The organism is Thalassobaculum litoreum DSM 18839 (assembly GCF_900102465.1).
GTDB classification, from domain to species: Bacteria; Pseudomonadota; Alphaproteobacteria; order Thalassobaculales; family Thalassobaculaceae; genus Thalassobaculum; species Thalassobaculum litoreum.
In genome coordinates this window covers 233,862-260,406 of record NZ_FNBW01000001.1, presented here as the reverse complement: position 1 = coordinate 260,406, position 26,545 = coordinate 233,862, and the positions used below count along the sequence as shown (strand labels likewise).

Genomic DNA, 26,545 nt, shown 5'->3' with positions numbered 1-26,545 from the left:
AAATCAGCCCTTGGACAGGCTGCGGATCTGCGAGGACTGGGCGATGCGCCCGTCATCGGTATAGGCCTCGTGGTTGTCGTCGATATCGGCCAGTCGGTAGAGGTAGTTGATCATCATGCCGCAGGACTGGCGGAAGCCGTTGGCCGAGCGGTCGCCCAGCCAGTTCAGCCGTTCCATGCGCGCGCCGTTCGACAGGTGGAAATGCGCCACCGGGTCGCCGGCGCCGCTGCCGCTCCGCCGCTTCTCCGTCGTCAGGTAGCGTGCCGCACCGCGCATCAGCGGGCCTTTCAGCGCCTCCGACAGTCCCTCGTCGTCCCACCAGCCGTCGACGCCCAGGCCGGCCCTGATCAGGTCGAGATCGGACACGTCCTTGCCCGGCTCCAGCACCTGGACCAGGGCCTTGCGCTCGGATGCGGTCAGCGACAGCCCCTCGCCCTCCTCCAGCCGGGCATTGAGCCAGCGGCGGTAGCCCGGAATCGGCGACAGGGTGGCGAAGGTCTTCAGGTTCGGCATCTCGTTCTTCAGCACGTCGACGACGCGCTTGATCAGGAAGTTGCCGAAGCTGATCCCGGCCAGCCCGCGCTGGGCGTTGGAGATCGAATAGAAGATCGCGGCGTCGGCGTTCCTCGGATCGCTGGACGGCGCGTCCTCGTCGAGCAGGGTCTGGACGTTGTCCGACATGCCGCTGACCAGCGCGACCTCGACGAAGATCAGCGGCTCGTCCGGCATGTTGGGATGGAAGAACGCGAAGCAGCGGCGGTCGCTGTCCAGGCGGTTCTTCAGATCCTCCCAGGAGCGGATGGCGTGCACCGCCTCGTAGGCGATCAGCTTCTCCAGCAGGGCGGCCGGCGCGCTCCAGGTGATGCGCTTCATCTCCAGCAGCCCGACGTCGAACCAGGCGGCCAGCAGATCCTTCAGGTCGCCGTCGAGATCGGCCAGTTCCGGTGTCTCGCGGGCGAAGGGGATGAGTTCGGCGCGCAGGTCGACCAGGAACTTCACCCCTTCCGGCAGGGCGGTGAAGCGCCGCAGCAGGGTGCGCCAGCGCGGAACCAGCGCCGTCCGCAGGGACCGTTCGGCCCGTCGGCGGCCTTCCTCGTCCTTGGCCTCGCGCAGCTTGGCGATGGCGGTGTCGACCGCCACGTGGTCGGCGCCGAACTCGGTCGCCAGCAGCGACAGGAAGCGATGGCGTCCGGTCTGGTTCAGGGACAGATAGGACCGGCCCAGATCGGCGGCCCGAACCCGGGCCGTGACCTCGCCGCCCTTGTCCGACAGGCAGTCCGACATCTGGCCCCGGATCTTCTCAAGATCGTCGGTCGGCAGGTCCGGGCGCGGCGCGCCGGTCCAGTAGTGGCGGGTGGAGACGGAGATGTCCTCCCACGCACCGCGGAGGTTGCGCAGGGTCCGGTCGAGAAAACTTTCAACGGTCGCGTCGCTCATGGCCGCAGCATGCCTCCAACCCATAATCCCGACAACACACTTAACCCGCGGCGCTATGCGAATTTATGACGCCCCGATCCGGTGCGCCGGAGCGCTCAGGTCGCCGGCTCCTTGGTGGCCAGCAGCCGCAGCTTCGGCCAGGTCTCCGCCGTGTGGTTCAGATGCCAGCCGTTGCGGGCCAGGAAGACCGGGTCGCCGTCATGGTCCTCGGCCAGATCGCCCTGGTGGGCGTCGATGAACTTCTTCAGCTCCGCCGGATCGTCCGCCGCCAGCCAGCGCGCGGTATGAAGACCCGCGGTCTCGAAGGTCACCGGCACGTCGTACTCGGTGCGGATGCGGTCGGCCAGCACCTCGAACTGCAGGGCGCCGACCACGCCGACAATCCACTGGCTGCCCAGGCGGGTCTTGAAAGCCTTGGCGGCACCTTCTTCAGCCAATTGCTCAACGGCGCGCGACAAGTGTTTCATTTTCATGGGATCCGTCGGCCGGACCCGTTGCAGCAGTTCCGGGGCGAAGCTGGGGATCCCCTTCACGTGCAGGTCCTCGCCCTCGGTCAGGGTGTCGCCGATCCGCAGGTTGCCGTGGTTCGGGATGCCGATGATGTCGCCCGGCCAGGCCTCCTCCGCCACCTCGCGGTCGCGGGCGAGGAACAGCACCGGGTTGTGCATGGTCATCATCTTGCCGCTGCGCACGTGCTTCAGCTTCATGCCGCGCTTGAAATGGCCGGAGCTGAGCCGCACGAAGGCGATGCGGTCGCGATGCTTGGGGTCCATGTTCGCCTGGATCTTGAAGACGAAGGCCGAGACCTTGTCCTCCGCCGGGGAGATCGAGCGCTCGACCGCCGGCTGCGGGCGCGGCGAGGGCGCGTAGTCCGCCACCCCCTCCAGCAGCTCGCGCACGCCGAAATTGTTCAGCGCGCTGCCGAAATAGACCGGCGTCATGGTGCCCTGTCGGAACGCCTCCAGGTCGAATTCCGGGCACAGGCCGCGCGCCATCTCCACCTGTTCGCGCAGCTCGGTCACCAGATCGGCCGGCAGCAGCTCGTCGAGCTTCGGATCGTCCAGACCGTTGCACTGGATGCCCTCGGCCGGGCGGTCGTTGTTGCCGCGCTCCACCAGGATCAGCCGGTCGTGGATCAGGTCGTAGCAGCCCTTGAAGCGCTGCCCCATGCCGATCGGCCAGCTCGCCGGGGTGACGTCGAGGGCCAGGGTCTGCTCGACCTCGTCCAGCAGCTCGAACGGGTCCCGGCCCTCGCGGTCCAGCTTGTTGACGAAGGTGACGATCGGCACGTCGCGCAGGCGGCAGACCTCGAACAGCTTGCGGGTCTGCGCCTCGATGCCCTTGGCGGCGTCGATCACCATGACCGCGCTGTCGACGGCGGTCAGGGTCCGGTAGGTGTCCTCGGAGAAATCCTCGTGGCCCGGCGTGTCCAGCAGGTTGAAGGTCCGGCCCAGATATTCGTAGGTCATCACCGAGGACGCCACCGAGATGCCGCGCTCCTGCTCGACCTTCATCCAGTCCGAGCGCGCACGCCGGCGCTCGCCGCGGGCCTTGACCGCGCCGGCCAACTGGATCGCGCCTCCGAACAGCAGCAGCTTTTCGGTCAGCGTCGTCTTGCCGGCGTCCGGATGCGAGATGATCGCAAACGTGCGGCGCCGGTCCACTTCCTCGGCCAGGCTGGGCATGGACATTTCCGCTCGGTGTAGAGACCGGCGCTAGATAAACCCCGGGCGGGCTGTCATCAAGTAAAGGCTCGGCCATCGCCACGCATAGGCTCGGCGCCGACCGCAACGGCGTGGGGCTGGACGGCGCGCTGTCGGGCGCTTATGGACGTATCCGATGTTCTCGCGCAAAAAGCCCGTACTGCGTCCGCGCAGCGTTCCGATCGCCTGGCTGCTGCTCGGCGGGGTCGGCACATTGGTCACCCTGTCCCTGGTGATCGTCCTCGCCACCGGCTTCATCGCCGCCGGCCGGAACACCGTCGACCTGATCCGCGAGCGGGTGTCGGAGGTCATGGCCGTGGTCGCCACCCGCACCGCGACTCACCTCCGCCCGGCCGAGGATCACGCCCGTGTCGTCGCCGACATGATCGCCAGCGAGAATTTCGATTTCCGCTCCGCCGATATCGACCGGATCCGCCTGACCATGGCCGCCATGCCGCAGATCCGCGGCACCGCCATCGTGCTGAAGGACGGCCGCACGATCCGCGTCGGCCGCAACGATCTGGTCGCGCGCGGGACCTGGAAGGATCTCGGGATCACCCCGGAAGGCTTCGAGGCCCGCACCCGGGTCGACGGCGTGACGTGGAGCGACCCGGTCTGGGCCGCCGATATCGGCCACGCCATCGTCGTCGCCCAGTATCCGATCCGGGCCAATGGCGAGGTACTCGGCTTCGTCGCCAGCGGCATCACCACAGGCGACCTCTCCACCTTCCTGGCCCGGCTGTCCAGCCCGTCGGTCCGAGCCTTCCTGCTCGACTCCAGCAACCATGTGGTCGCCCACCACGACCCGCACATCAATCGGTTCGACGAGCACCGCAGCGCGACGCCGACCGCCGAGGAGCTGGGCGACGAGGTGCTCGCCGCGTTCATCCGGGGCGATTCCCGCGACACCAGCCTGCTGCGCGGTCTGGAGGGGCTGAAGACCGCGATCGTGGAGGTCGACGGCGTCGAATACGCCATCATCACCCAGCATCTTCCCGCCGTCCTGCCGCTGGAATGGACCGTGGGCGTTGCCGCGAGCACCGAGAGCTCGGAGATCCTGTTCACCCGGCTCTACGCCATCCTGATCGCCGGCGGCGCCGTGCTCGCGCTCACCCTGTTCCTGCTGTGGCGGGTCGCCCAGTCGGTGCGCCAGCCGGTCACCGCCCTGGCGCTCGCCTCCGACAGCATCCGCCGCCTGGATCTGGACTCCATTCCTGACGCGCCGGAGACCACCGTCGCCGAGCTGCGCGACGCGTCCGCCGCCTTCCACAGCATGGTGGGCACCCTGCGCTGGTTCGAGATCTACGTGCCGCGCCGCCTGGTCAAGCGGCTGATGGACGCCTCCCAGACCGACGGCTTTCCGACGCGCAGCCGGGAGGTGACGGTGATGTTCACCGACATCTCGGGCTTCACGACCCTGTCGGAGAACAAGGGCGCCGGCGAGATCTCCGAGCTTTTGAACGCGCATTTCTCGCTGGTCGCCCGCTGCGTGGAGGCCGAGGACGGCACCATCGACAAGTATATCGGCGACAGCGTCATGGCCTTCTGGGGCGCGCCCAGCCGGCAGGAGGATCACGCCGCCCGCGCCATCCGGGCCACCCAGGCCATCGCCAGGGCCGTGCACGCCGAGAACGAGGTGCGCGCGGCGGCCGGCGAGCCGCCGGTCAGGATCCGTATCGGCCTGCATTCCGGCACCGTCGTCGTCGGCAATATCGGCGCGCCAGGCCGGATCAACTACACCCTGGTGGGCGACCCGGTGAACGTGGCCAACCGGATCGAGCAGCTCGGCAAGGAGGTCGATCCGCAGGGCGAGGTGGTGGCGCTGGCCAGCGCGGTGACGGTCGAGGGCGCCGGGGATCCGCCCGCGGCGGCGCAGAACCTGGGCGACCGCACCCTGCGCGGCCTCTCCCACCCGATCGGGATCTGGCGGCTCAGCTGACGGCCCGGACGTCCAGCCGGCGTCCGGCCTCGCTGGAGCGGTAGGCCGCGTCCACCAGTTCCATGTTGCGCAGATAGGCCCGGCCCTCGTTCTGCGCCGCCGCGCCGGCGCGCCAGGCCTCCACGATATGGGCGTTGGTGGCGAAGACGCAGTCGCCGCCGAAGCCCCGGTTCTGCCAGGCATAGCCGTGTTCCGCCTCGGCCCCGCCATGGGGTTTCCAGTGCAGGCCTCCGGACCCGTCGAGCCGCAGCACGCCGCCCTCGCCCTCCAGCCACATCTCGCCCATGGTCAGGCGCGTGTTCTCGGCGACGTGGTCGTTCAGCCGGTTGCCGTCCACCAGCCCGGTCGCCGCGGTCTCGAAGCCCAGCAGAATGTAGCCGGCATCCTCTCCGGCGATCGCCGGATTGATCCGCCGCAGATCGGCATAGAGGCTGGCGACCTCGCCCATCAGCATGCGGAAGGTGTCGATCAGGTGCACGGCGGTCTCGTGCACCAGGAAGCGGTCCATTTTCTGGAAATAGGGTTGCCGGTCGAGATAGGCGCGCGGCCCCTGCCCGTCCCCCGGCCGCATCCGGAAGGCGACCGAATGCAGCGCTCCGAACCGGCCCCCGTCGATCAGCCGCCGGGCCTCGCGGAACCAGGGCTGGAACCGGAAGTTCTCGTGCACCGCCAGCCGGATCCCGGCGGCCTCGGCCTCATCCACCAGCCGGCGCGCGGCCTCCAGGTCGGGCGCGAGCGGCTTCTGGCAGATCACGTCGATCCCGCGCGCGGCGCAGAGCGCGACCAGCGGCGCATGGGTGGCCGGCGGGGTGACGATGTCGACAAGGCTTGGACCGGTTTCGTCCAGCATCCGCGCCACGTCGTCGAACACCGTGGCGGCGGGATGATGGGCCGCGCGCACCGCCTCGGCCTTCGCGGGCTCCCGGTCGCAGACCGCGACAACCTCCACGCCCGGCATCCGGGCCCAGGCCTCGTGATGAAACGCCGCGAAATAGCCGCAGCCGACGATGGCGATCCGATCCGTCATCCGCCTCCCCCTTTTCTTGTTGCCGCCCAGGCTCGTCCAGACGCCGCTTGTGCGCAAGCGCGTGCCATGGCACATCGCCCCCTATGTTGCGCTCCGCCTTCCTTGTCGGCTCCGTCCTTGCGGCCGTGGCGTGGAGCCTCGCAGCCGGGAACGTCCACGCCCAGCCGGCCAGCCCCCCCTCCACGAGCAGCCTGCAGGACACCATCACGCGCTCGCTCGGGCCGTCCCCGGCGCCCGACACCGACCATGTCCTGGAAGAAACCGACGGCGATATCGCGCGCTGGGAACAGGCGCTGGAGGTGTTCCGGCTGATCGGCGGCCGCGCCGATCTCAGCCAGGAGCAGCTCGCGGTCATCCGTACCCAGATCGTCGACACCAAGGCGGTGATCGAGGAGCGCCGGCGGCAGCTCGACGCCCAGATCTCGCAGCTCCATGCCCAACTCGACTCCCTGGGCCCGCCCCCCGAAGACGGGCTGGAGCCGGACGCGGTCCTGCGGCGACGCGGCGAGCTGACCGAGCGCATCCGCGAGGTCGAGGGCCGGCACAAGGAGATCGGCCTGCTGATCGAGCTGGCCGACCAGTTGGTCGAGCAGATCGGCGTCGCCCGGGTCGCGGAGCTGCGCGAGCGGCTGTTCACCCAGTATCCCACGCCGCTGCGCCCGGAGGTGCTCCTGACCGGGCTGCGCGACGGGCTGGACGTGCTGGCACGGATCATCTCCGCCCCGCTCATGGATCTGAGCCGGGGACTCGAGCGCAGCCTGTCGGCGCTGCCGCCGCTGATTACGGTGACGGTCATCGCCCTGGCGGTCTGGCTCGCCTCCCTGTTCTGGCTGGAGCGCCGCTTCGGCCCCCATGGCGAGCCGACGTCCTATTCGCGCAGGGTGCTGGCCGCCATCGTCGTCGCCATCTCGCGCGGACTTGCCCCGGCTGCGGTGATCGCCGCCCCGGTCTTCGTGATCGAACAGCTCGCGGTCACCTCGGGGCTCGCCACCATCGTCCTGGTCTCCGCCCAGGAAGCGCTGGTGCGGTTCCTGCTGCTGACCGGACTGATCCGCGCCGCCCTGGCGCCGCACAACACGCCTTGGCGCCTGCCCGACATTCCGGACGAGTCGGTCTCGGTCATCTGGCGCCGGTCGCTGATCCTGCTGACGACCCTGCATGTCGCGCTGTTCCTGATCGAGGTGGCGCAGAACCTGAACATCTCGCCGGAACTACGCTCGGGCTTCGCGCTCGTCTTCAGCGTGCTGATCGCCACCAACCTGCTGGCCCTGTTGCGCCGGGACTATTGGGAACCGCAGGCCCAGGCCGCCGACGGGGAGGACGAGTCCGACGACGCCCGGACCGGCATCGATCCGGGCACCGTGATCCGCTGGCTCCTGATCCTGGTCGCCGTCGCGGGCGTCGCCTTCGCCCTGATCGGCTACAGCGAGGCCGCGATCTGGCTGCTGTCCAAGCTGATCGACGTCAGCTTCCTCGCCCTGGCCCTGATCATGGCGCGCGGCCTGGTGCGCGACCTCGGCGGCATCGTCGACGACCCGACCACCCGCGCCCATCGCTGGGTCCAGCGGATCGCCGGCGCCAGCGACGCGGCGATCACGCGCACGATCTTCTGGTTCAACATCCTGATCGATCTGGCGACCTTCGCCGGCGCGATGCTCGGCATCGCCCTGATCGTCGGGATGAGCGCCGGCGATCTGTATCTGATCGTGATGCGGGCGCTGGAGGGGTTCGATGTCGGCTCGGTGCGGATCTCGCCCGGCAGTCTGCTGGCGGGGCTCGTGGCCTTCTTCGTCGCCCTGGTGATCACCCGGATGATCCAGCGCGGCCTGGTGCGCCGGATCTTCCCGCATACCCATATCGACTCGGGCGTACAGCACTCGGTGACCGCCGGCATCGGCTATATCGGCGTGACCCTGGCGCTGCTGACCGCGGTGGCGACGGTCGGTTTCGATCTGTCCAATCTGGCGCTGATCGCCGGTGCGCTGTCGGTCGGTATCGGCTTCGGCCTGCAGGCGATCGTGAACAACTTCGTCTCCGGCCTGATCCTGCTGGCGGAGCGCCCGATCAAGGTCGGCGACTGGATCAAGATCGGCGCTTTCGAGGGGACGGTGAAGCGCATCAACGTGCGCGCCACCGAGATCCAGACCTTCCAGCGCTCGGAAGTGATCATCCCGAACTCCGAGCTGATCACCTCGGCGCTGATCAACTACACCCACAAGGACAAGTACGGCCGCATCGACGTCGCCGTGCCGGTAAGCTACGGCGAGGATCCGAAGAAGGTGGGCGACATCCTGCTCGACGTCGCCTCCGAACACCCGATGGTCGCCACATGGCCAGAGCCGTACCTGTATTTCCACGGCTTCGACGACGTGGCGATGCGGCTGCAGCTCCGGGTCTATCTGATCGACATCAACAACTTCCTGACGGTGACCAACGATCTGCATTTCGGCGTGGCCGAACGCCTGCGCGCCGCGGGCATCGCCTTCCCGCGCCCGCACACCGACACCCGCCTGCGCCGCGACGACGTGCAGGACCGGATGCTCGGCCCGGTGCCGGCGGACCGCGATTTCGACCATCAGGCGCCGAAGGGCGGCGAGATGGACAGCTAAAGGTCTGGGTGCGCTGCCCGGCCCGTCGACGCGCTCCGGCCTTGAGCCGGCGCCGCTCAGGGCGAGGGTATCGGTAGTGTTAAATATCCGTCATCCCACGATCGGCCGGGATGACGACTGGATTTATGAGATGACCTCACCCTGAGAAGCCGCTGGACTTGATCCAGGGGAGCGACCTATCGAAGGGTCGCCGCTGCGACAACCGGCTGTCCGCTGCGAACCCAGGTCGGCGGGTCTGGAAGCCGGTCTCGGCAGCCATGACCGCCCTCCCCTACATCGCGACGGCCTGCTCCCGCAGCACGAACTTCTGGATCTTGCCCGTCGAGGTCTTCGGCAGGTCGGTGAAGACGATGGTCTTCGGCACCTTGAAATGCGCCATGTTCTCCCGGCAGAAGGCCACCACCTCCTCCACGGTGAGATCGGCGCCCGGCTTCGGGGTGACGAAGGCGCAGGGCGTCTCGCCCCACTTCTCGTCCGGCCGGGCGACCACGGCCGCCTCCATGATCTTCGGGTGGCGGAACAGCACGTCCTCCACTTCGAGCGAGGAGATGTTCTCGCCGCCGGAGATGATGATGTCCTTGGAACGGTCCTTCACCTCGGCATAGCCGTCGGGATGCATCACCGCCAGGTCGCCGGAGCGGAACCAGCCGTCGACAAAGGCCTTGGCGGTGGCGGCCGGGTTCTTCAGGTAGCCCTTCATCACCGTGTTGCCGCGGATCGCGATCTCGCCGATCGTCTTGCCGTCGCGCGGCACGTCCTCGCCGGTCTCCGGGTCGACCACGCGGAACCCCTCCAGGGTCGGATAGCCGACACCCTGGCGGGCCATCTTGCGGGCCTTGTCGTCGAGCATCAGCTCGTTCCATTCCGGCGGCCAGGCACAGATGCCCGACGGACCGTAGGTCTCGGTCAGCCCGTACAGGTGCATGACCTTGAAGCCCATCTGCTCCATGCCGGAGATCACCGCACTCGGCGGGGCGGCCCCGCCGGTGCCGATCCATATCTCGTGGTCGAAGCGGCGCTTCACCTCGTCGGGCGCGTGGATCAGCATGGTCAGCACGATCGGCGCGCCGCACATATGGGTGACCGTATGCTCGCCGATCAGCTCGAAGATCAGTTTGGGGTCGACCTTGCGCAGGCAGACATGGGTGCCGCAGGCCGCCGTCACGCCCCAGGTGAAGGTCCAGCCGTTGCAGTGGAACATCGGCAGGGTCCACAGATACCGGGAGTTCCGGTCGACCTGGAAGGCGATGGCGTTGCCCATGCCGTTCAGGTAGGCGCCGCGGTGGTGGTAGACCACGCCCTTGGGATCGCCCGTGGTGCCCGACGTGTAGTTCAGGCAGATCGCCTGCCACTCGTCCTTCGGCCAGGACCAGGCATAGTCCGGGTCGCCTTCCGCCAGGAAAGCCTCGTAGTCGCACGCGCCCAATGGGTCTCCGCTCTCGGCCAGGATGTCGTCGATCCACACGACCGTCGGCGCGCCCTCGGACTGGGACAGGGCGTCGGCCATGACGCCGGTGAACTCGCGGTCGACCAGCACGACCTTGGCGGCGCCGTGATCCAGAATGAAAGCGACGGCAGACGCGTCCAGGCGGGTATTGATCGCGTTCAGAACCGCGCCCGCCATCGGCACGCCGTAATGCGCCTCCAGCATCGCCGGCGTGTTGGGCGCCAGGATCGCCACCGTATCGCCGGTGCCGATCCCGCGCCGCACCAGGGCGGAGGCCAGGCGCCGCGCCCGGGCGTAGGTCTGCGCATAGGTCTGGCGCAGGGTGCCGTGGATCACCGCCACCTTGTCCGGATAGGTGTGGGCGGCCCGAGCCAGGAAATCGCTCGGTGTCAGCGGCGCGTAGTTCGCCGGGCGTCGGTCCAGGTCGCGGTCGTAGATCGAGTCGGTCATTGGCAGTCGTGTCCTTGACGAGCGGGACTTAACCATTTCCGTGGGCCGGGCAAACGTCAAGCGTGCGATCGGCTCCTGCCTACCGCGCGAGCCCGCAGACCGGACTGCGGGCGATCCAGGCGACGACCCCGGCCTTGTCCGTCGTCCCCAGCTTCGCCTGAAGGTTCTTCAGGTGCCAGCGCACGGTGCTGGTCTTGGTGCCGCGCGCCTCCGCCACCTCCGACAGCGGCCGGCCGGCCAGCGCGGCGAACAGCACGGCCTGCTCGGTGGCGAACCCGAACCGGGGCCTGCCCGCCAATGTGCAGCAGTGGATCGCCAATGCGCCACGCAGTGAGCCGCTGGCGCCCCGCATATCCCGTCCCTTTCGCGCAGTCCCCGAGTCCCGAGCGAGGTCGCGCCGCAGAGCGTGATCCGCAAACCGGTCTCGTTGTCAGGAGGTTCCTATGAAGAAAACGATGATCGCACTCGGACTCGGTCTGACGATCTGTCTCGCCGCTCTGGTCACCGCCCCGGGTGCCTGGGCGTGCGATATCTCGAACAGTCACACACACCCGATCGGTTCCAGGGACTTCGACCGTATCGCCGCGTCGACCAGCCGGGCACTTCGACAGGCCTACGACAACGAAACGTGCATCATCCTCGACGGCGGTCATGCCGACGGATCCGAATGCGTTGCCGGGTCTGGAAACCTTCACACCACGGTGAGTGCCGGCAACAGGACGTATCATGTGTTTGACTACATGGTGGACAACAACGACAACGTGGTGTCCAGCAACGGATAGTACTGCACGACCGATCGGAAGAACGGCCCTATCGTTCGCTGACCCGGCACGTACCGTCCATCAGGGCCGCATACTCCCCGGCCCCATCGCCATAGATCGGTTGTATGCGCCGGGGGTGCACGTTAGGGTCTGTTCATGCGTATCGACATTTTCTCCGACGTCGTCTGCCCCTGGTGCTTCATCGGCAAGCGCCGGCTGGAGCGAGCCTTGGCCCAGCGTCCGCAGGAGCAGGTGGAAATCCACTGGCGCGCGTTCCAGCTCAATCCCGACATGCCGGTTCAGGGCATGCCGCGCCAGACCTACCTACAGACCAAGTTCGGCGGGCCGGAGCGGGCGGCGCAGATCTACGAGACGATCCGCGAGAACGGCCGCAAGGAAGGCCTCGACTTCCAGTTCGACAAGATCGGCACCACGCCCAACACGGTTCGGGCCCATCGGCTGATCCGCTTCGCGTCGGAACGCGGCGCGTCGGACGCTCTCGTGGAGCGCCTGTTCACCGGCTATTTCTACGACGGTCAGAATATCGGCGACGTGGAGACGCTGGCGGACATCGCCGCCGAGGCCGGGCTCGACCGGGACGAGGCGATCGAGTTCCTGAACAGCAACGAGGCCGTGGCCGACGTGCTGGCGGAGACCCGCTTCGCCTACGAGAACGGCATCAACGGCGTGCCCTGCTTCATCTTCGACCGGCGCTATGCGCTGGCCGGCGCACAGGAGCCGGAGGCCTTCTTCCCGCTGTTCGAGCTGGTCCAGAACGAAGCCGCCGCCCGGCCGGCCGCAGCCAACACGGCCTGACCGCCTGACCGCCCGACCGTTTACCCGTTACGCCCGTCTCCTGTTACGCCCGCCCTGCTACGCCCGCGTGTCCATCCAGCTGGCGACCTTGTCGTGCTTCACTTCGGTCTGGGCGTAGGTGCGGTAATAGTTGATCAGGTCCCGCAGCGGTTCCGCCATCCGATTGAACCCGGAGATGAAGGCGACGATCACGCCGACCTCGGTCTGGCCCTGAACCACCATCCAGCCACCGAACCCGAGCACCATCAGAGGGGCGGCGGCGTTCAGGAAGTTCAGCGCCACCTTGCCCAGGAACTTCCAGACGAAGAAGCGCATGCGGTTGCCGAACACCCGACGGATGTCGTTGTCGGTGCGCATCTGGTCGTCGGCATCGTCAGACCGTTCGGCGACGTCTTCGCTCAGCGACCGGATCAGGTCGATCCGCCTGTCGACCAGGGCGTTCAGTTTGCGCTGGATCACGGGGATCAGGACGATCTGGGGTCCGAGGAAGACCACGCTGACCAGCGCGATCATCGGCTCCACCGTCACCATGTAGATCACGATCGCCAGCAGAACCCCGACCTGGGCCAGCGGGTCGGAGATCCCGTCTCCCACGAAGCCGCCGATCGCCTCCAGCTCGTGGTTGACGATCGACACCGCCGTGCCGCCCTGCCCGTCTCCCGTCGGCTGGCGGCCGTGCAGGTCGATGATGTGCCGGCGGCAATAGGCGATGACGCTCTCCGCCAGCCAGCCCTGGTAGATCCGCAGGGTGAACTTGACCCCGGCATTGAGGGTGATCACTCCGAGATAGATCAGCGCCAGGATCATCAGCAGATCGGCGTTCCCCTGGCTCAGCGCGTCGTCGATGATGCGGCGCTGCAGCTCCAGCGGCACAACGGTGAGACCCGCGACCATCAGCGCCAGCGCGCAGGCCGGCAGCTGGTACCAGCCGCTCATGCGCCACATGAACGACACCAGATTCGATGCCGGCCGGTCGTCGCCCGTCCGGTCGATCCGCTTGGGCCTGCTCAGAAACACCTCAGATCTCCTGGTATACCTGTCCGTAGGAAATGAACGCGAACAGGACCGTCCCGCCGATGACATTGCCGATCAGAGCCGGCAGGAAGAACCCGAAGACCGCGCCCGACAGGGTGATGTTGTCCACCATCACCAGGGCGGCGATCTCCATGGTGCCGGCGATCACGTGGGAGAACTCGCAGAGCGCGATGACATAGGTGATCACGAACACCGCCATCAGGCTGGCGCCCCGGCTGTTGGCGTTCACCCAAACCAGCGCCGCCACTAGGAAGCCGGCGCCGACCCCTTTGGTCATGGTTACGAGGAACCCGCCATCGACCGAGTGCCGGCCGAGATCCACCACGGCCTCGCGCATCTCGGGAGGGATCGAGGGCAGCAACATCAGGAACGCGGCGAAGATCACCACGCCGACGATGTTCGCCGTCAGCACCACGCTCCAGTTGCGCGCGAGCGCCAGGAAATTCCGGCGGGTCGGCGCATGGCAGATCGGCAGCACGGGGGTGATGGTGTTCTCGGTGAACAGCTGAAGGCGTCCGAGGACGACGATGATGAAGCCGACCGTATAGCCCATGTCGCCGAGTAGGGAGGCCCAGCTCGCCTCGCTGTCCAGCCTGCCCACCACCGCCGCTTCGGCGATGACGGAGAAGCCGATGGCCAGACCGGCCGCCAGGCCTGAAAACGCCAGAGAAACGGTCGGGCGGCTCAGCTCCTCCACTCCGTTGAGGCGCACGACCTCGAACATCTCGTCGGAGGAGAGCGGTTTCAGCGCGTCGATGCGCTCAGCGCTCTTTTCGGCTTCGTCCTGTTCCGTTCGCTCGTTCGTCATCCGGCCGCCCGCTCCCCAATCGGAATAACCCGTCAGATGATTCCGATTGGGGTCCCGTCAATGGTAAACCCGCGGGAAGCGACGACGGTTCCCCATTTAGACGGACGGGGGACGTCAGACCAGGAAACAGAATGGTGGCCAGATAGGGCCGCCGGAAGCCGGTATCGGTCAGCCGCGCCATATAGCAGTCCAGCGTCGCGAAGACCGGTGCGGCGACCATCAGGCCGCCATCGCGGCCAGTTCCTCCATCAGGCGCGTCAGGCCAAGCACCCGCTGCTCCGGCTTGTTCCAGGCCCGGCGGTAGACCAGCTTGTGATCCGGGCGGAGCTGCACGGACCCCGCCTGCTGCTGCATGAAATTCACCAGCTTCTGCGGGTTGGCGAAGGTGTTGTTGCGGAAAGCGACGATGGCACCCTTCGGGCCCGCATCGACCTTCTCGATCCCGGCGGAGCGGCACAGGCCCTTGATGGCGACCACCTTCAGCAGGTTCTCCACCTCCGGCGGGGTCGGCCCGAAGCGGTCGGCCAGCTCGGCGGCGAACCCGTCGATCTCGTCCTTGTCGACCAGCATGGCGATGCGGCGGTACAGGCTCATGCGCACCGACAGGTCGGGCACATAGGCGTCTGGGATCAGCACCGGCATGCCGAGGGCGATCTGCGGCGTCCAGGACGTGTCCTCGGCGACCGTCCCTTCGCCCGCGCGGGCCGCCTCCACCGCCTCGCGCAGCAGTTCCTGATACAGCTCGATGCCGACTTCCTTGACCTGGCCCGACTGCTCGTCGCCCAGCAGGTTGCCTGCCCCGCGGATGTCCATGTCGTGGCTGGCCAACGAGAAGCCCGCCCCCAGCGTGTCCAGGGTTTGCATCACCTCCAGCCGGCGCTTGGCGATCGGCGGCAGGACCTTGGTCGGATGGGTGGTCAGATAGGCATAGGCCCTTGTCTTCGACCGCCCGACCCGGCCGCGGAGCTGATAGAGCTGGGCCAGGCCGAACATGTCGGAGCGGTGGATGACGATGGTGTTGGCCGACGGGATGTCGAGGCCGGACTCCACGATGTTGGTGGACAGCAGCACGTCGTAATTGCCGTCGGTGAAGGCCGTCATCACGTCCTCCAGCTCGGTCGGCGCCATGCGGCCATGGGCCAGGCCGATGCGCAGGTCCGGCACCAGCTTGATCAGCCGCTCGTGCACCCGGCTCAGGTCCTCGATGCGCGGGCAGACATAGAAGGTCTGACCGCCGCGATAGCGCTCGCGCAGCAGGGCCTCGCGGATGATCACCCCGTCATAGGGCATGACGAAGGTGCGCACCGCCAGCCGGTCGACCGGCGGCGTAGCGATCAGGCTCATCTCGCGCACGCCGGACAGGGCCATCTGCAGGGTGCGCGGGATCGGCGTCGCCGTCATGGTCAGGACGTGGACCTCCTTGCGCAGGTCCTTCAGCCGCTCCTTCTGGGTCACGCCGAAATGCTGCTCTTCGTCGACGATGACGAGGCCGAGATTGTCGAACTGGATCTGCTTGGACAGCACCGCGTGGGTGCCGACCACAATGTTCACGTCGCCGGAGCGCAGGCCCTCGCGGATCTCGTTGGCGTCCTTGGTTGTGACCAGCCGGGAGAGCTGGGCGACCCGCATGGGGAAGCCCTGGAACCGGTCGCGGAAATTGCGGTAGTGCTGGCGGCAGAGCAGCGTCGTCGGCACCACCACCGCGACCTGATAGCCCTGCCCCGCGGCGACCAGCGCCGCGCGTAACGCTACCTCGGTTTTGCCGAAGCCGACATCGCCGCAGACCAGCCGGTCCATCGGCCGCGAGGACGCCATGTCCTCCAGCACATCGTCGATGGCCTTGAGCTGGTCCTCGGTCTCGGTGAAGGGGAAGCGGGCGCAGAACTCGTCATAGGTACCCGGCGGCGGGTACAGCGGCTCGGTCTTGCGCAGCTCGCGCTCGGCGGCGATGCCGATCAGCGCCTCGGCCATGTCCAGCAGCCGCTTCTTGACCCGGGCCTTGCGCGCCTGCCAGCCGGCGCCGCCCAGCTTGTCGAGCTGCGCCTTGGTCTCCTGGCTGCCGTAGCGCGACAGCACGTCGATGTTCTCGACCGGCACGAACAGCTTGTCGCCGCCGAGATATTCCAGGCGCAAAACGTCGTGCGGCGCGCCGCCGATCTCCAGCGTCTCCAGCCCGAGATAGCGGCCGATGCCGTGCTCGGAATGGACGACGTAGTCGCCCGCCTCCAGGGAGGAGACCTCGCGCAGGAAGTCCTCGCCCCGGCGCTTGCGCCGCCTGGACGGGCGGACCAGCCGCTCGCCGACGATGTCCGGCTCGGAGATGACGGTCAGCGCGCCCCGGCGGTAGCCGTGCTCCAGCGGCAGCACCGCCGTCGCCACCGTGGCCGGCGGCAGAGCCATGGCGGCCTGCAGGCTGGGAGCGGGCTCGATCGCGTCGATGCCGTGGTCGCGCAGCAGATGGGCCAGCCGGTCGCAGGAGCCTTCGCTGTAGCCGGCGACCACGACCCGGCGGCCCTTGCCGATCTCGTCCACCACCGCGTCGCGCACCGCGTCGTAGACGGCGGAGCCGCCGCGCGCGCGGGCTTCGGCCAGATCGACGCCGGACTGCGCGCCGAAATCGATCACCGCACCGTCCTCCGGCAGGGAGAACGGGGTGAAGGCGCCGACCGCCCGGTCGGCCATCAGCACCGACCAATCCGCCGGCGCCAGATACAGCGCGTAGGGGTCGAGCGGCCGGTAGATGCCGCCGGCCTCCGCCCCGCCGGCGCGCAGCATCTGCACCCGGGCGTCGTGATACTCCTGGATCTGCTCGAACCGGGCCGAGGCGGATTCCTCCGCCTGATGGTCCAGGGTAACCGGCGCGTCGCCGACATAGTCCAGCACGGTGCCCAGACTCTCGTGGAACAACGGCAGCCAGTGCTCCATGCCGCCATGACGTCGGCCGGCGGAGACCGCCTCATAGACCGGATCGGCGGTCACCTCGGCGCCGAACTGGGAGCGGTAGCCGGAGCGGAAGCGCTGGATCGTGGTCTCGTCCAGCAGCACCTCGCCGACCGGCAGGAAGGCCACGCTCTTACGCTTGCCGGTGGTGCGCTGGGACATCGGGTCGAAGCGCCGGATCTCCTCCAGGTCGTCGCCGAAGAAGTCGAGCCGCACCGGCTCCTCTGTTCCCGTCGGGAACACGTCCACGATGCCGCCGCGCACAGCGTATTCACCGGGCTCGCGCACCGTGTCGGAGCGGTTGTAGCCGTTGCGGGTGAAGAAGGCGGTGAGTTCGTCCAGTGGCATGGACTGGCCGACTTTCAGCACCAGGGTGGCGCCGTCAAAGAAGCTCTTGGGCGGCACCCGCTGCAGCACGGCGTTGACCGTGGTCAGGACGACCGTCGGCTTGGCGCTGCGCTTGCGGGCGGCGAGCCGCGCCAGGGTGTCGATCCGGCGGCTGACAATCTCAGTATTGGGCGACACCCGGTCATAGGGCAGACAGTCCCACGCCGGGAGTTGCATCACCCGCAGATCCGGGTCGAAGAAGGCGATGGCCCGGGCCAGGGCCGCGACTCGGGTATCGTCGCGCGCCACATGCAGCAGCAGGCCGCGCGCATTGGCGAGTGCGGCGATCGCCTCCGCGTCCACCCCTTCCGGGGCCGACGCGATGGCCACGCGGCCGACGGCGGTCGGGAAGTCGGCAAACAGCCGGTCGTGGTCGCCCACCATGTCCATGGGCCGGTCCTTCTTCTTATCAGGCCTGGGTCAGTTTGAAGTCGCGCAGCATCTGCAGCACCGGCGTATCGAATTCCGCCGGCGGCGTCTCCTGCCCGGTGATCCAGGTATAGAGCCGCGGGTCCTCGATGCTGAGCAGATGCTCGTAATCGTCCAGATCGGAGTCCGACAGCGACCCGAGATGTCTGTCGGCGAAGGCGCCGAGCAGCAGGTCGGTCTCCTTGGTGCCGGTATAGGTGCTGCGGTAGCGCAGGCGCTTGCGGCGGGCGTCCAGGGCCTCGGTCATGCCGCACTCCTCTTCAAGCTGTCCCGTCCCGATGGCTTGTCATGGTCTCGCAATGCCGGGCTGTGGGATATAAAGCAGGGACAGACCCGAGACCACCCCCGGCACGCCGACTGGACGAGTTGCGACATTGCGCCCCGAGATCCTCTTCCCGCTCTTCGCCGATGTGTCCCAATTGTCGGGCATCGGACCGCGCTATGCCAAGCTGATCGAGAAGGCGGCCGGCCCGCAGATCGTCGACCTGCTCTGGCACCTGCCCAGCGGCATGGTCGACCGCCGGTTCTCCCCCACGGTGGCCGACGCGCCGGACGGGATGATCGCCACCCTCACCGTCACCACGATGCGCCACGAGCCGGGACGCGGCCGCGCGCCCTACCGGGTGATCTGCGCCGACGAGACCGGCGAGATCGAGCTGGTGTATTTCCACGCCAAGGGCGACTGGCTGGAGAAGCTGCTGCCGCACGGCCAGAAGCGGGTGATCAGCGGCAAGGTCGAGCGGTTCCGCGGCAAGGCGCAGATGCCGCATCCCGACCACGTGGTGCCGCTGGAGGAGGCCGACAGCGTGCGCATCGTCGAGCCGACCCATCCGTCCACCGACGGTCTGCACCAGCGCACGATCCGCAAGGCCATCGAGGGCGCGCTGGCCCGGGTGCCGGTGCTGGACGAGTGGATCAACGCCACCCTGGTCCAGGCGCGCGGCTGGCCGGCCTGGGGCGCGGCGGTCAAGGCGGTGCACCATCCGCAGAACCGGCTGGAGATGGAGCCCGACTCCCTGCCCCGGCAGCGGCTGGCCTATGACGAGATCCTGGCCAACCAGTTGGCACTCGCCCTAGTGCGAGCCCGGATGAAGAAGCAGAAGGGTCGGGTCATCAAGGGCGACGGCCGGCTGCGCGACGCGATCCTGAAAAACCTGCCGTTCAGCCTGACCGGCGCCCAGCGCACGGCGCTCTCAGAGATCGAGGGCGACATGGCCGCGCCGAACCGGATGCTGCGGCTGCTGCAGGGCGATGTGGGCAGCGGCAAGACCCTGGTGGCGCTGGTCACCATGGCCAACGCGATCGAATGCGGCGCCCAGGCGGCGCTGATGGCGCCGACCGAGATCCTGGCGCGCCAGCATTTCGCCACCATCGAGCCGCTGGCCCGCGCCGTCGGCATCCGCTGCGAGATCCTCACCGGCCGGGACAAGGGCAAGACCCGTAGCACCATCCTCGGCCGCATCGCCGAGGGCACGGCGCAGATCGTCGTCGGCACCCACGCCCTGTTCCAGGAGGAGGTGGAGTTCCGCGACCTCGCCGTGGCGGTGATCGACGAGCAGCACCGCTTCGGCGTGCACCAGCGCATGGTGCTGGGCCAGAAGGGTCAGGGCGTCGACATCCTGGTGATGACCGCCACGCCGATCCCCCGGACGCTGGTGATGACCGCCTATGGCGACCTGGACGTCTCGCGCCTGACCGAGAAGCCGCCGGGCCGCCAGCCGATCGACACCCGCGTGGTCTCCAACGACCGGTTGATGGACGTCATCGACGGCATAGCCCGGCGCATGGATTCCGGCGCCAAGGTCTACTGGGTCTGCCCGCTGGTGGAGGAATCCGAGGTGCTGGACGTGGCCGCCGCCGAGGAGCGCGCCAGCACCCTGCGCGAACGGTTCGGCGACCGGGTCGGGCTGATCCACGGCCGCATGAAGGGGCCGGAGAAGGACAAGATGATGGCGTCCTTCAAGGAAGGCTCCGTCGATCTGCTCGTCGCCACCACGGTGATCGAGGTCGGGGTCGACGTGCCGGACGCCACGGTGATGGTGATCGAACACGCCGAGCGCTTCGGCCTGGCCCAGCTTCACCAGCTGCGCGGGCGGATCGGGCGCGGCGACAAGGCCTCCACCTGCCTGCTGGTCTACGCCGCGCCGCTGAGCGAGACCGGCCGGGCCCGGCTGTCGGTCATGCGCGACAGCGAGGACGGGTTCGGCATCGCCGAGGAGGACCTGAAGCTGCGCGGCGCCGGCGAGGTTCTGGGCACGCGGCAGAGCGGCCTGCCGACCTTCCGCATGGCCGACGCCGCCGCCCATAACGACCTGTTCGAAGTCGCCCGCGACGACGCCCGGCTGCTGCTGAACCAGGACCCGGAGCTGGAGGGCGCGCGCGGCAAGGCGGTGCGCACCCTTCTCTACCTGTTCGAGCGGGATGCCGCCGTGCGATACCTGCGGGGCGCATAAAAGTCAGAAGACCAAGGGAGGAACCGGTGAAGCTGCTGCTGATCCAGGGCGCCAACATGGAATGGCTGGGCCGCCGCCAGCCGGAAGTCTACGGCACCACGACCGCCGCCGAGCTCGACGCGCTGCTGCTGGCCGAAGCCCGGCGGCACGGAGTCGATTTGGACATCTACTATACAAACGTCGAGGGCGAGGCGATCACCCGGATCTACCAGGCCGCCCGCGACGGGATCGACGGGCTGATGATGAACCCGGCCGGCTTCAACTACGCCGGATACGCCCTGCGCGACTGCCTGCGCGGGGTGGAGCTACCCTATGTGGAGGTTCACATGTCGAACATCGAGCGGCGCGGCATCCCCTCCATCCCGTCCAGCGAGGCGGACGGGATGATCACCGGGATGGGCATCGATTCCTATCTGCTCGGCCTCGATGCCCTGATCCGGGTGGTGAAGAAGAAACGGGCGGACTGACCGCCGTCCTTCCCCGGTTCAGGCGGCCGGCATCCCGAACGCCGCGCGGATCGACCGGGCGGACTCCACGATGGTCTGACGCGCCACGTCGACGATCGCGAAGGCCCGCAGGTAGCCGTGGATCATGCCGGGATAGTCGATGTACTCGACCGGCACGCCGTCGGCCTTCAGCTTCTCCACATAGGCCCTGCCCTCGTCCTTCAACGGGTCGAACCCGGCCGTGGTCACCAGAGCCGGGGCGACGCCGACAAGGCTCTCCGCGCGCAGCGGCGAGCACAGCGGGTTGAGCCGGCTCGCGGGATCGGGCGCGTAGAAGTTCTTGTACCAGTCCATCGCCGACTTCGTGAGGAAATAGCCCTCGGCGAAGGCGTCGATCGACCCGCCCTCGGCCGCCAGGTCCACATTGGGATAGATCAGCCATTGGAAGCAGGGCGGAATCGGGTCGCCCCGGGTCTCGTTACTGACCACGGCCGCCAGATTGCCCCCGGCGCTGTCGCCGCCGACCGCCACCCGCGTAGGATCGATGCCAAGGCGTTCGGCCTGCGCCACGACCCAGCGGAAGGCGGCGATCGCGTCCTCGGCCGCCCCCGGAAACGGCGTCTCGGGGGCCAGGCGGTAGCCGATGGAGATCACCGTGCACGGCACCGCCTCGGCGATCGCCCGGCAGATCGGATCGTGGCTGTCGAGCGAACCGAACACCATGCCGCCGCCGTGGTAGTAGACCAGCACCGGCCCCGGACTCTCGGCCGCGTCCTCCGGCCGGTACAGCCGGTAGACGATCGCGCCCTCCGGCCCGTCGAGGCTGCCGTTCTCCACCGCGCTGAAGCGCCCGCCATAGGGTTTGGCCCGGTCGACGGATTCCTGCACCCGCCGCCGCGCCTCGACCGGATCGTCCGTGTCGAAGGGCGAGCCAATGTCGTTGATCGCGGCCATCAGCTCAACGCATTGCGGATCCAGCGCCATGGTCTTCCTCTCCTCGGGGGCTCTTGTCGACTCTTGGTGACCTGATCGTAGCGCGCCGGTTCCACAATGAGAACGGCCGCTCCGGAGGTCCGGAGCGGCCGCTTTGGTCGGTGTTCAGATCAGCCTTGCTAGCGTCCGAGGATCTGCTCAGGCAGCCAGAGCGCCAGCCCCGGGAATTCGAGGACCAGCAGGATGCCGACCACCTGCAGAGCCACGAACGGGATGATGCCGAAGTAGATGTCCTGCATCTTCACCGAGGATGGTGCCACGCCCTTCATGTAGAACAGCGCGAACCCGAATGGAGGCGTTAGGAACGAGGTCTGTAGGTTCGTCGCCACTAGGATGGCGAACCAATATATGACCTGTGCCTCCAAGAACTGCGTTTCCGCCACGTTCGACGGCTCCGCATACCCCAGATGGTTCGCGAAGGCCGGCGCCAGCGCCCGGATGACCGGGGCGAAGACCGGCAGGATGATGAGCGTGATCTCCAGGAAGTCGAAGAAGAAGCCCAGCAGGAAGATCGTGAACATCAGCATGAACAGCAGCGACCAGGGATGCAGGTCGAGCCATTCGATGAACTCGATGATCAGGTCCTCGCCGTAGACGTTCCGGAAGATCGTCGAGAACGCCGTGGCACCGACGAAGATGAAGAAGATCATCGCGGTGGTCAGGGCGGTCCGGTGGATCACCTGGGTCAGGACCTGGCGGGTCAGCGTCCGGTTGAACCAGGCCAGGATCAGGGAGCCGAAGGCACCCACACCCGCCGCTTCCGTCGGCGTCGCCCAGCCGGCGAAGATCGAGCCCAGCACCATGACGATCAGGAAGATCGGCGGCACGAAGCCCCTGAGCACACCGCCCAGCATCGTGTCGCCTTCCACGCGTCCGAGGAGCATGCAGGCCGCGAAGATCGCCAGGAAGCCGGACAGCCCCCAGTTGATCGTCTCGTCACCGATGAACGTGGTTCCGAGATAGGCGATCAGAACGATCCCCGCCACGATGAAACAGACACGGGCAACGTTCTTCTTCTGCGTCGGGTCGAGAACGATCGCATCGTCGGGCAGCGGCGGCGCTAGTTGGGGGCGGATGCCGCTGATCAGCAGAATGTAGGCGAAGTACAGACCGGAGAGCACCAGTCCCGGGAAGATCGCCCCGATGAACAGGTTGCCGACCGACACCGCGAGCAGGTTGGCCATGAGGACCAGCATGATCGACGGCGGGATCAGAATGCCGAGCGTCGCAGAGGCGGCGATCGTGCCTGTGGCAAGTGCGGGATGGTAACCACGATGCAGCATGGCCGGCAGGGCCAGCAGCGTCATCATGACGACCGAGGCGCCGATGATGCCGGTGGTCGCCGCCATGATCGTGCCCATGACCGTGACCGAGAGCGCCAGGGCGCCCGGCACCCGCCGCAGCATGACCTGCAGGATATGCAGCAGGTCTTCGGCGACACGGGATTTCTCCAGCATGGTTCCCATGAAGACGAAACATGGGACCGCCACCAGGATCGGGTTCTGCACGGCACCGGAGGCCCCGTCACCACCCCAGACGCGTTGGATGACCTGGAAGAACACCGCGACGTCGAGGAATTCCAGGTAGATGGCGACACCGCCGAAGATCACCGAAATGCCGCCGAGCGCGATGGCCACGGGCAGACCCGTGAACAGCGTCAGCGCCAGCGCCAGGAACATGTAGGCGCCGATAAACTCATAGAGGTGATCGTAGATCGCGTCGAAGAACTCCATCGGTCAGTCTCCCCCACGCTTGAGGGCTTCTTCCGCCAGACGGCGGGCCTCCTCGAGCTCGTCATTAGCGTCCGCGAAGATCTCCAGGCCTTCTTGCGCCTCGTCCTGGGCGTCCTGGTCGCCGAACAGATAGGCGATCAGCCGGAACAGCGTCGCCAGGATCGCCATCATCGTCACGATGAAGCCCCACAGCATGAAGCTCTTGATGAACCAGCGCTGGCCGATGCCGGTCATCGATTCCGAGCCCTCGCCCTGATGGAAGGACAGCTCGGTCATCTGGTAGGCGTAGAAGATCATCAGCACGACGAAGGGGAAGCCGAAGAAGATCAGGCCGCAGATCTCGATCCAGGCCTGGGGCCGGCGCGAAAGCAGCTCCCGAAACACGTCGACCCGGACATGCGCATTCGCCAGGTATCCGAAACCGAAAGTCAGCATCAGCAGAGCCGCGTGGAAGTGCCACTGCAGGTCCTGCAGGATCGTGGAAACCGAATAGCCGGACGCCGCCGTATATTCGGCAAAAAGCAAACGCGTGAAGTCGATCTTCCGCGTGATGACGTCGAAAATAATCACCAGGATCAGGGGGATCATGATCCAGCCGATCGTCTTGCCGATCCATCTGGCGATCCCGTCCAGGAGTCCGGCGACGCTTAGAAGTGCACCCATCTCTCTGCTTTCGGTTGGTTGCTACGCCTCGGCCTCGACGCACGCATGCGCCGGCCGCGTCCAATCTGACAGTCGGTAAAGAAACGGCGGCGCTTCTCGCCGCCGTAAGCTAAGCAGTCAGAGCAACCGGGGGTGGTCGTCCCACCCCCGGCCAGGCGTCGTGAGGCTTACTTGAGGTAGCCCATCTCGCCCCAGACCTTGTACTCCTCGTGGAACGCCGTGTAGCTGTCCCAGAGTTTCTGAACGTCGGGGTTCGCGGCGAGCTCCTCCTGCAGGACCTCTTCCCACTTCTCGCGCAGAGTATTCAGGACGTCGTCGGACCAGGTGACGTTGGTGACGCCGTCCTTCTGGTTGGCGATCATCGCCGCCGGCTGAAGCGCCTCGCCCTCGGCCAGCTCAACGCCGATATTGGCTTTGCAGGCGACCTCGAACTGGGCCTTCTTCACGTCTTCCAGGCCTTCCCAGTTGGCCTTGTTGACCAGGACCTCGTTGGTCGTCGACTGCTGGTGCCAGCCCGGGAAGTAGTTGTACTTCGCGATCTGGTAGAAGCCGTAGGACCGGTCGATGGCCGGCATGGAGAATTCGGTCGCGTCGATCGTACCGAGCTCCAGCGCCGGGTAGATGTCGCCGCCGGCAAGCTGCTGGGTGGACACGCCGAGCTTCTGCATGACCTTCGCGCCGACGCCGAAGAAGCGCATCTTCAGGCCCTTCAGCTGGTCGAGGCTCTCGATCGGCTCACGGAACCAGCCGGAAGTCTCCGGCGGAATCATGCCGCAGTAGAAGTACTCGATGCCGTCGCGGGCATAGAGCTCCTTGCCGATCTCAACACCGCCGCCGTACTGGAGCCACGCGTTGAACTCGAGCGCGCCCGGGCCGAACGGCCAAGTGGACAGGAACGCGAAAGCCGAGTTCTTGCCCTGGTTCGCGCCCGGCGTACCGTAGGCCGCGTCGAACGCGCCCTGGCTGATCGGGTCGTAATAGGCATAGCCACCGGCCAGTGCACCCGGCTCGAACAGCTTGATGTCGAAATCGCCGTCCGAGATCTTGTTGACCCAGTCGGTGATGCGAACTCCGACAGGGCCGAGCACGGCGACGTTCGTACCGAACGCCGAATGCATCTTCCATCGGACCTTCTTGGCCTCAGCGTCACCCGCACCAGCCGACAGGACAAACGCCGCCGCAGCTGCCACGAGGCCAGCCTTCTTCAACAAATTCAACGACATAGAGGTAACCTCCCTTTTTATTGCGGGTTAGTTTTTGTTATGCCCGCATTTCACGATCAACACGATCGATTGATCGCCGACACCTTACCGGAAAACGTCCGGTTTATGTCAATAGACCATTTGCCATTTGGCAAGGATACAGGGGTTGTCGTCTCACCGTTGCTGTTTTGAAGCATAAATGAAGATGGAATCTCCATCCGAATTCTGTGGTTTAACTCAATACCGGTTGGACCTCCCCGAAGCGGGGGATCGGCGAAACCGCTCCGTATCCGGTGGTCGTCAGGGCCGCCGCGACCGCGGCATATCGACCCGCGTCGACCGCGTCGGCACCGGCCGCCAGCCTGGCGAGAAAGGCGCCGTCAAAGGTGTCGCCCGCCCCCGTCGCGTCGACCGGCGTGACCCTGTGTGGCGGAATGACCACACGCGTCGTTGTGGTTGCGATCATCGCCCCCGCCTCCCCCATCTTCAGGGCGACGACCCGAGGCCCCATGGCGAGATACGCATCGGCGATGGCATCCGCGTCCTCCAGGCCGGTGAGGACCCGCGAATCGTCGATCGACGGCAGGGCGATCGTGCACCGCGTCATCGCCGCATGCATGGTCGCGCGGGCCTGCTCCAGGTCCCAGAGCTTCAGCCGGAGGTTGGTGTCGTAGGCGACCTCGCATCCCGCCTGCCGGGCGGCCTCGATCAGGGCGGTTCCGGCCGCAAGCGGACCCGCGCCGATCGCCTGGCTGATCCCCGAGAGCTGAACGATCCGCGTCCGCCGCAGCGCCGCGACCGGCAGATCGGCGGCGGTATAGCGGCTGGCCGCCGAGCCCGCCCGGTAATAGGCGAAGTCCCGGCCGGCCGGGCTGGGGGTGATGATGTAGAGGCCGGTGGGTGCCGTGGAGTCGACCCGCACGAACTCGGTCGACACCGCCTCGCGCTGCCACAGGTCCAGCAACTCGCGCCCGAAGGCGTCGTCGCCGACGGCGGTGATGTAGCCCGCCCGCGCGCCCTGGCGGGCCGCGGCGATGGCGCAGTTGGAGGTATCGCCCCCGTATCCGGCCTTGTAGTCGCCGGAGCCCATCCGGGTGAGTTCCATCATCGCCTCGCCGAAACACAGCAGGTCGAAATCCATCCCGTCTCTCCTCCCTTGGGCATTTCCTCAGGCGGTCTCGCGCCGCCGCCGGACAGCCTATGGACTGTTCCACATTGCGAAAAGCTCACCTTGGCCGCTTGCGCCCCCTTACGGCTTCGGGCCACC

20 protein-coding genes are annotated in these 26,545 nt (G+C 67.2%); 6 read left to right on the top strand and 14 right to left on the bottom strand.

Annotation, left to right across the window (positions count from 1 at the left end):
* Nucleotides 1–3: 3 nt before the first annotated feature.
* Nucleotides 4–1,437: a malonyl-CoA decarboxylase domain-containing protein gene (locus BLS34_RS01145; protein ID WP_093147566.1), complete on the bottom strand. Its 1,434-nt coding sequence runs from the start codon at nt 1,435–1,437 to the stop codon at nt 4–6.
* 95 nt (nt 1,438–1,532) lie between these two features.
* Nucleotides 1,533–3,122, bottom strand: coding sequence for a peptide chain release factor 3 (locus BLS34_RS01140; RefSeq protein ID WP_028794915.1), 1,590 nt, complete (start codon nt 3,120–3,122; stop codon nt 1,533–1,535).
* A 154-nt stretch (nt 3,123–3,276) separates the two neighbouring features.
* Between BLS34_RS01140 and BLS34_RS01135 the strand changes: the two genes are divergently transcribed.
* The gene (locus tag BLS34_RS01135) at nt 3,277–5,079 is read left to right on the top strand and encodes an adenylate/guanylate cyclase domain-containing protein (RefSeq protein ID WP_093147563.1); all 1,803 of its coding nucleotides are present in this window, start codon (nt 3,277–3,279) and stop codon (nt 5,077–5,079) included.
* Here BLS34_RS01135 and BLS34_RS01130 read toward each other — a convergent pair.
* Nucleotides 5,072–6,106 (bottom strand): Gfo/Idh/MocA family protein, encoded by a 1,035-nt coding sequence (locus BLS34_RS01130; RefSeq protein ID WP_093147561.1) that lies wholly within the window; start codon nt 6,104–6,106, stop codon nt 5,072–5,074. The genes BLS34_RS01135 and BLS34_RS01130 overlap by 8 nt on opposite strands.
* A gap of 83 nt (nt 6,107–6,189) precedes the next feature.
* Here BLS34_RS01130 and BLS34_RS01125 point away from each other — a divergent pair, with 83 nt between their 5' ends.
* Nucleotides 6,190–8,715 carry a mechanosensitive ion channel domain-containing protein gene (locus BLS34_RS01125; protein ID WP_093147559.1) on the top strand — a complete coding sequence of 842 codons (2,526 nt, stop codon included), beginning with the start codon at nt 6,190–6,192 and terminating at the stop codon, nt 8,713–8,715.
* A gap of 271 nt (nt 8,716–8,986) precedes the next feature.
* Here BLS34_RS01125 and BLS34_RS01120 read toward each other — a convergent pair whose 3' ends face one another.
* Nucleotides 8,987–10,612, bottom strand: a complete 1,626-nt coding sequence (locus tag BLS34_RS01120; protein ID WP_093147557.1) for an acyl-CoA synthetase — start codon at nt 10,610–10,612, stop codon at nt 8,987–8,989.
* 79 nt (nt 10,613–10,691) lie between these two features.
* Nucleotides 10,692–10,964, bottom strand: coding sequence for a LuxR C-terminal-related transcriptional regulator (locus BLS34_RS01115; RefSeq protein WP_093147555.1), 273 nt, complete (start codon nt 10,962–10,964; stop codon nt 10,692–10,694).
* A gap of 91 nt (nt 10,965–11,055) precedes the next feature.
* Here BLS34_RS01115 and BLS34_RS01110 point away from each other — a divergent pair, with 91 nt between their 5' ends.
* Both BLS34_RS01110 and BLS34_RS01105 read left to right on the top strand, forming a co-directional pair.
* Nucleotides 11,056–11,394: a hypothetical protein gene (locus BLS34_RS01110; RefSeq protein WP_093147553.1), complete on the top strand. Its 339-nt coding sequence runs from the start codon at nt 11,056–11,058 to the stop codon at nt 11,392–11,394.
* Between the two features lie 135 nt (nt 11,395–11,529).
* On the top strand, nt 11,530–12,189 hold the full coding sequence (locus tag BLS34_RS01105; protein WP_028794920.1) for a DsbA family oxidoreductase: 660 nt from the start codon (nt 11,530–11,532) through the stop codon (nt 12,187–12,189).
* 57 nt (nt 12,190–12,246) lie between these two features.
* Here the strand turns inward: BLS34_RS01105 and BLS34_RS01100 are convergent, their stop codons facing one another.
* From BLS34_RS01100 to BLS34_RS01085, 4 genes are all read right to left on the bottom strand, one after another.
* Nucleotides 12,247–13,206: an ABC transporter transmembrane domain-containing protein gene (locus tag BLS34_RS01100; RefSeq protein ID WP_038014227.1), complete on the bottom strand. Its 960-nt coding sequence runs from the start codon at nt 13,204–13,206 to the stop codon at nt 12,247–12,249.
* 1 nt (nt 13,207) lies between these two features.
* Complete coding sequence (locus tag BLS34_RS01095) at nt 13,208–14,032, bottom strand: formate/nitrite transporter family protein (RefSeq protein WP_028794922.1); 825 nt, start codon at nt 14,030–14,032, stop codon at nt 13,208–13,210.
* 219 nt (nt 14,033–14,251) lie between these two features.
* A complete protein-coding gene (gene mfd / locus BLS34_RS01090; protein WP_093147551.1) occupies nt 14,252–17,749 on the bottom strand; it encodes a transcription-repair coupling factor in 3,498 nt (1,165 codons plus the stop codon).
* Between the two features lie 19 nt (nt 17,750–17,768).
* Nucleotides 17,769–18,035, bottom strand: a complete 267-nt coding sequence (locus tag BLS34_RS01085) for an FAD assembly factor SdhE (RefSeq protein WP_093147549.1) — start codon at nt 18,033–18,035, stop codon at nt 17,769–17,771.
* 127 nt (nt 18,036–18,162) lie between these two features.
* On the opposite strand from BLS34_RS01085, the gene recG reads away from it, so the two are divergent.
* Together recG and BLS34_RS01075 are read left to right on the top strand one after the other, a co-directional pair.
* Nucleotides 18,163–20,241, top strand: coding sequence for an ATP-dependent DNA helicase RecG (recG, locus tag BLS34_RS01080; protein ID WP_093147547.1), 2,079 nt, complete (start codon nt 18,163–18,165; stop codon nt 20,239–20,241).
* Between the two features lie 26 nt (nt 20,242–20,267).
* Complete coding sequence (locus BLS34_RS01075; protein WP_028794926.1) at nt 20,268–20,708, top strand: type II 3-dehydroquinate dehydratase; 441 nt, start codon at nt 20,268–20,270, stop codon at nt 20,706–20,708.
* Between the two features lie 18 nt (nt 20,709–20,726).
* On the opposite strand, the gene BLS34_RS01070 is transcribed toward BLS34_RS01075, so the two are convergent.
* From BLS34_RS01070 to BLS34_RS01050, 5 genes are all read right to left on the bottom strand, one after another.
* Nucleotides 20,727–21,671: an alpha/beta hydrolase gene (locus BLS34_RS01070; RefSeq protein ID WP_093147545.1), complete on the bottom strand. Its 945-nt coding sequence runs from the start codon at nt 21,669–21,671 to the stop codon at nt 20,727–20,729.
* A 128-nt stretch (nt 21,672–21,799) separates the two neighbouring features.
* Complete coding sequence (locus BLS34_RS01065; RefSeq protein ID WP_051244822.1) at nt 21,800–23,413, bottom strand: TRAP transporter large permease; 1,614 nt, start codon at nt 23,411–23,413, stop codon at nt 21,800–21,802.
* A gap of 3 nt (nt 23,414–23,416) precedes the next feature.
* On the bottom strand, nt 23,417–24,076 hold the full coding sequence (locus BLS34_RS01060; protein WP_093147543.1) for a TRAP transporter small permease subunit: 660 nt from the start codon (nt 24,074–24,076) through the stop codon (nt 23,417–23,419).
* Nucleotides 24,077–24,243: 167 nt separating this feature from the next.
* On the bottom strand, nt 24,244–25,194 hold the full coding sequence (locus tag BLS34_RS01055; protein WP_245565616.1) for a TRAP transporter substrate-binding protein: 951 nt from the start codon (nt 25,192–25,194) through the stop codon (nt 24,244–24,246).
* A gap of 316 nt (nt 25,195–25,510) precedes the next feature.
* Nucleotides 25,511–26,419, bottom strand: coding sequence for a sugar kinase (locus BLS34_RS01050; protein WP_093147541.1), 909 nt, complete (start codon nt 26,417–26,419; stop codon nt 25,511–25,513).
* Between the last annotated feature and the right edge of the window lie 126 nt (nt 26,420–26,545).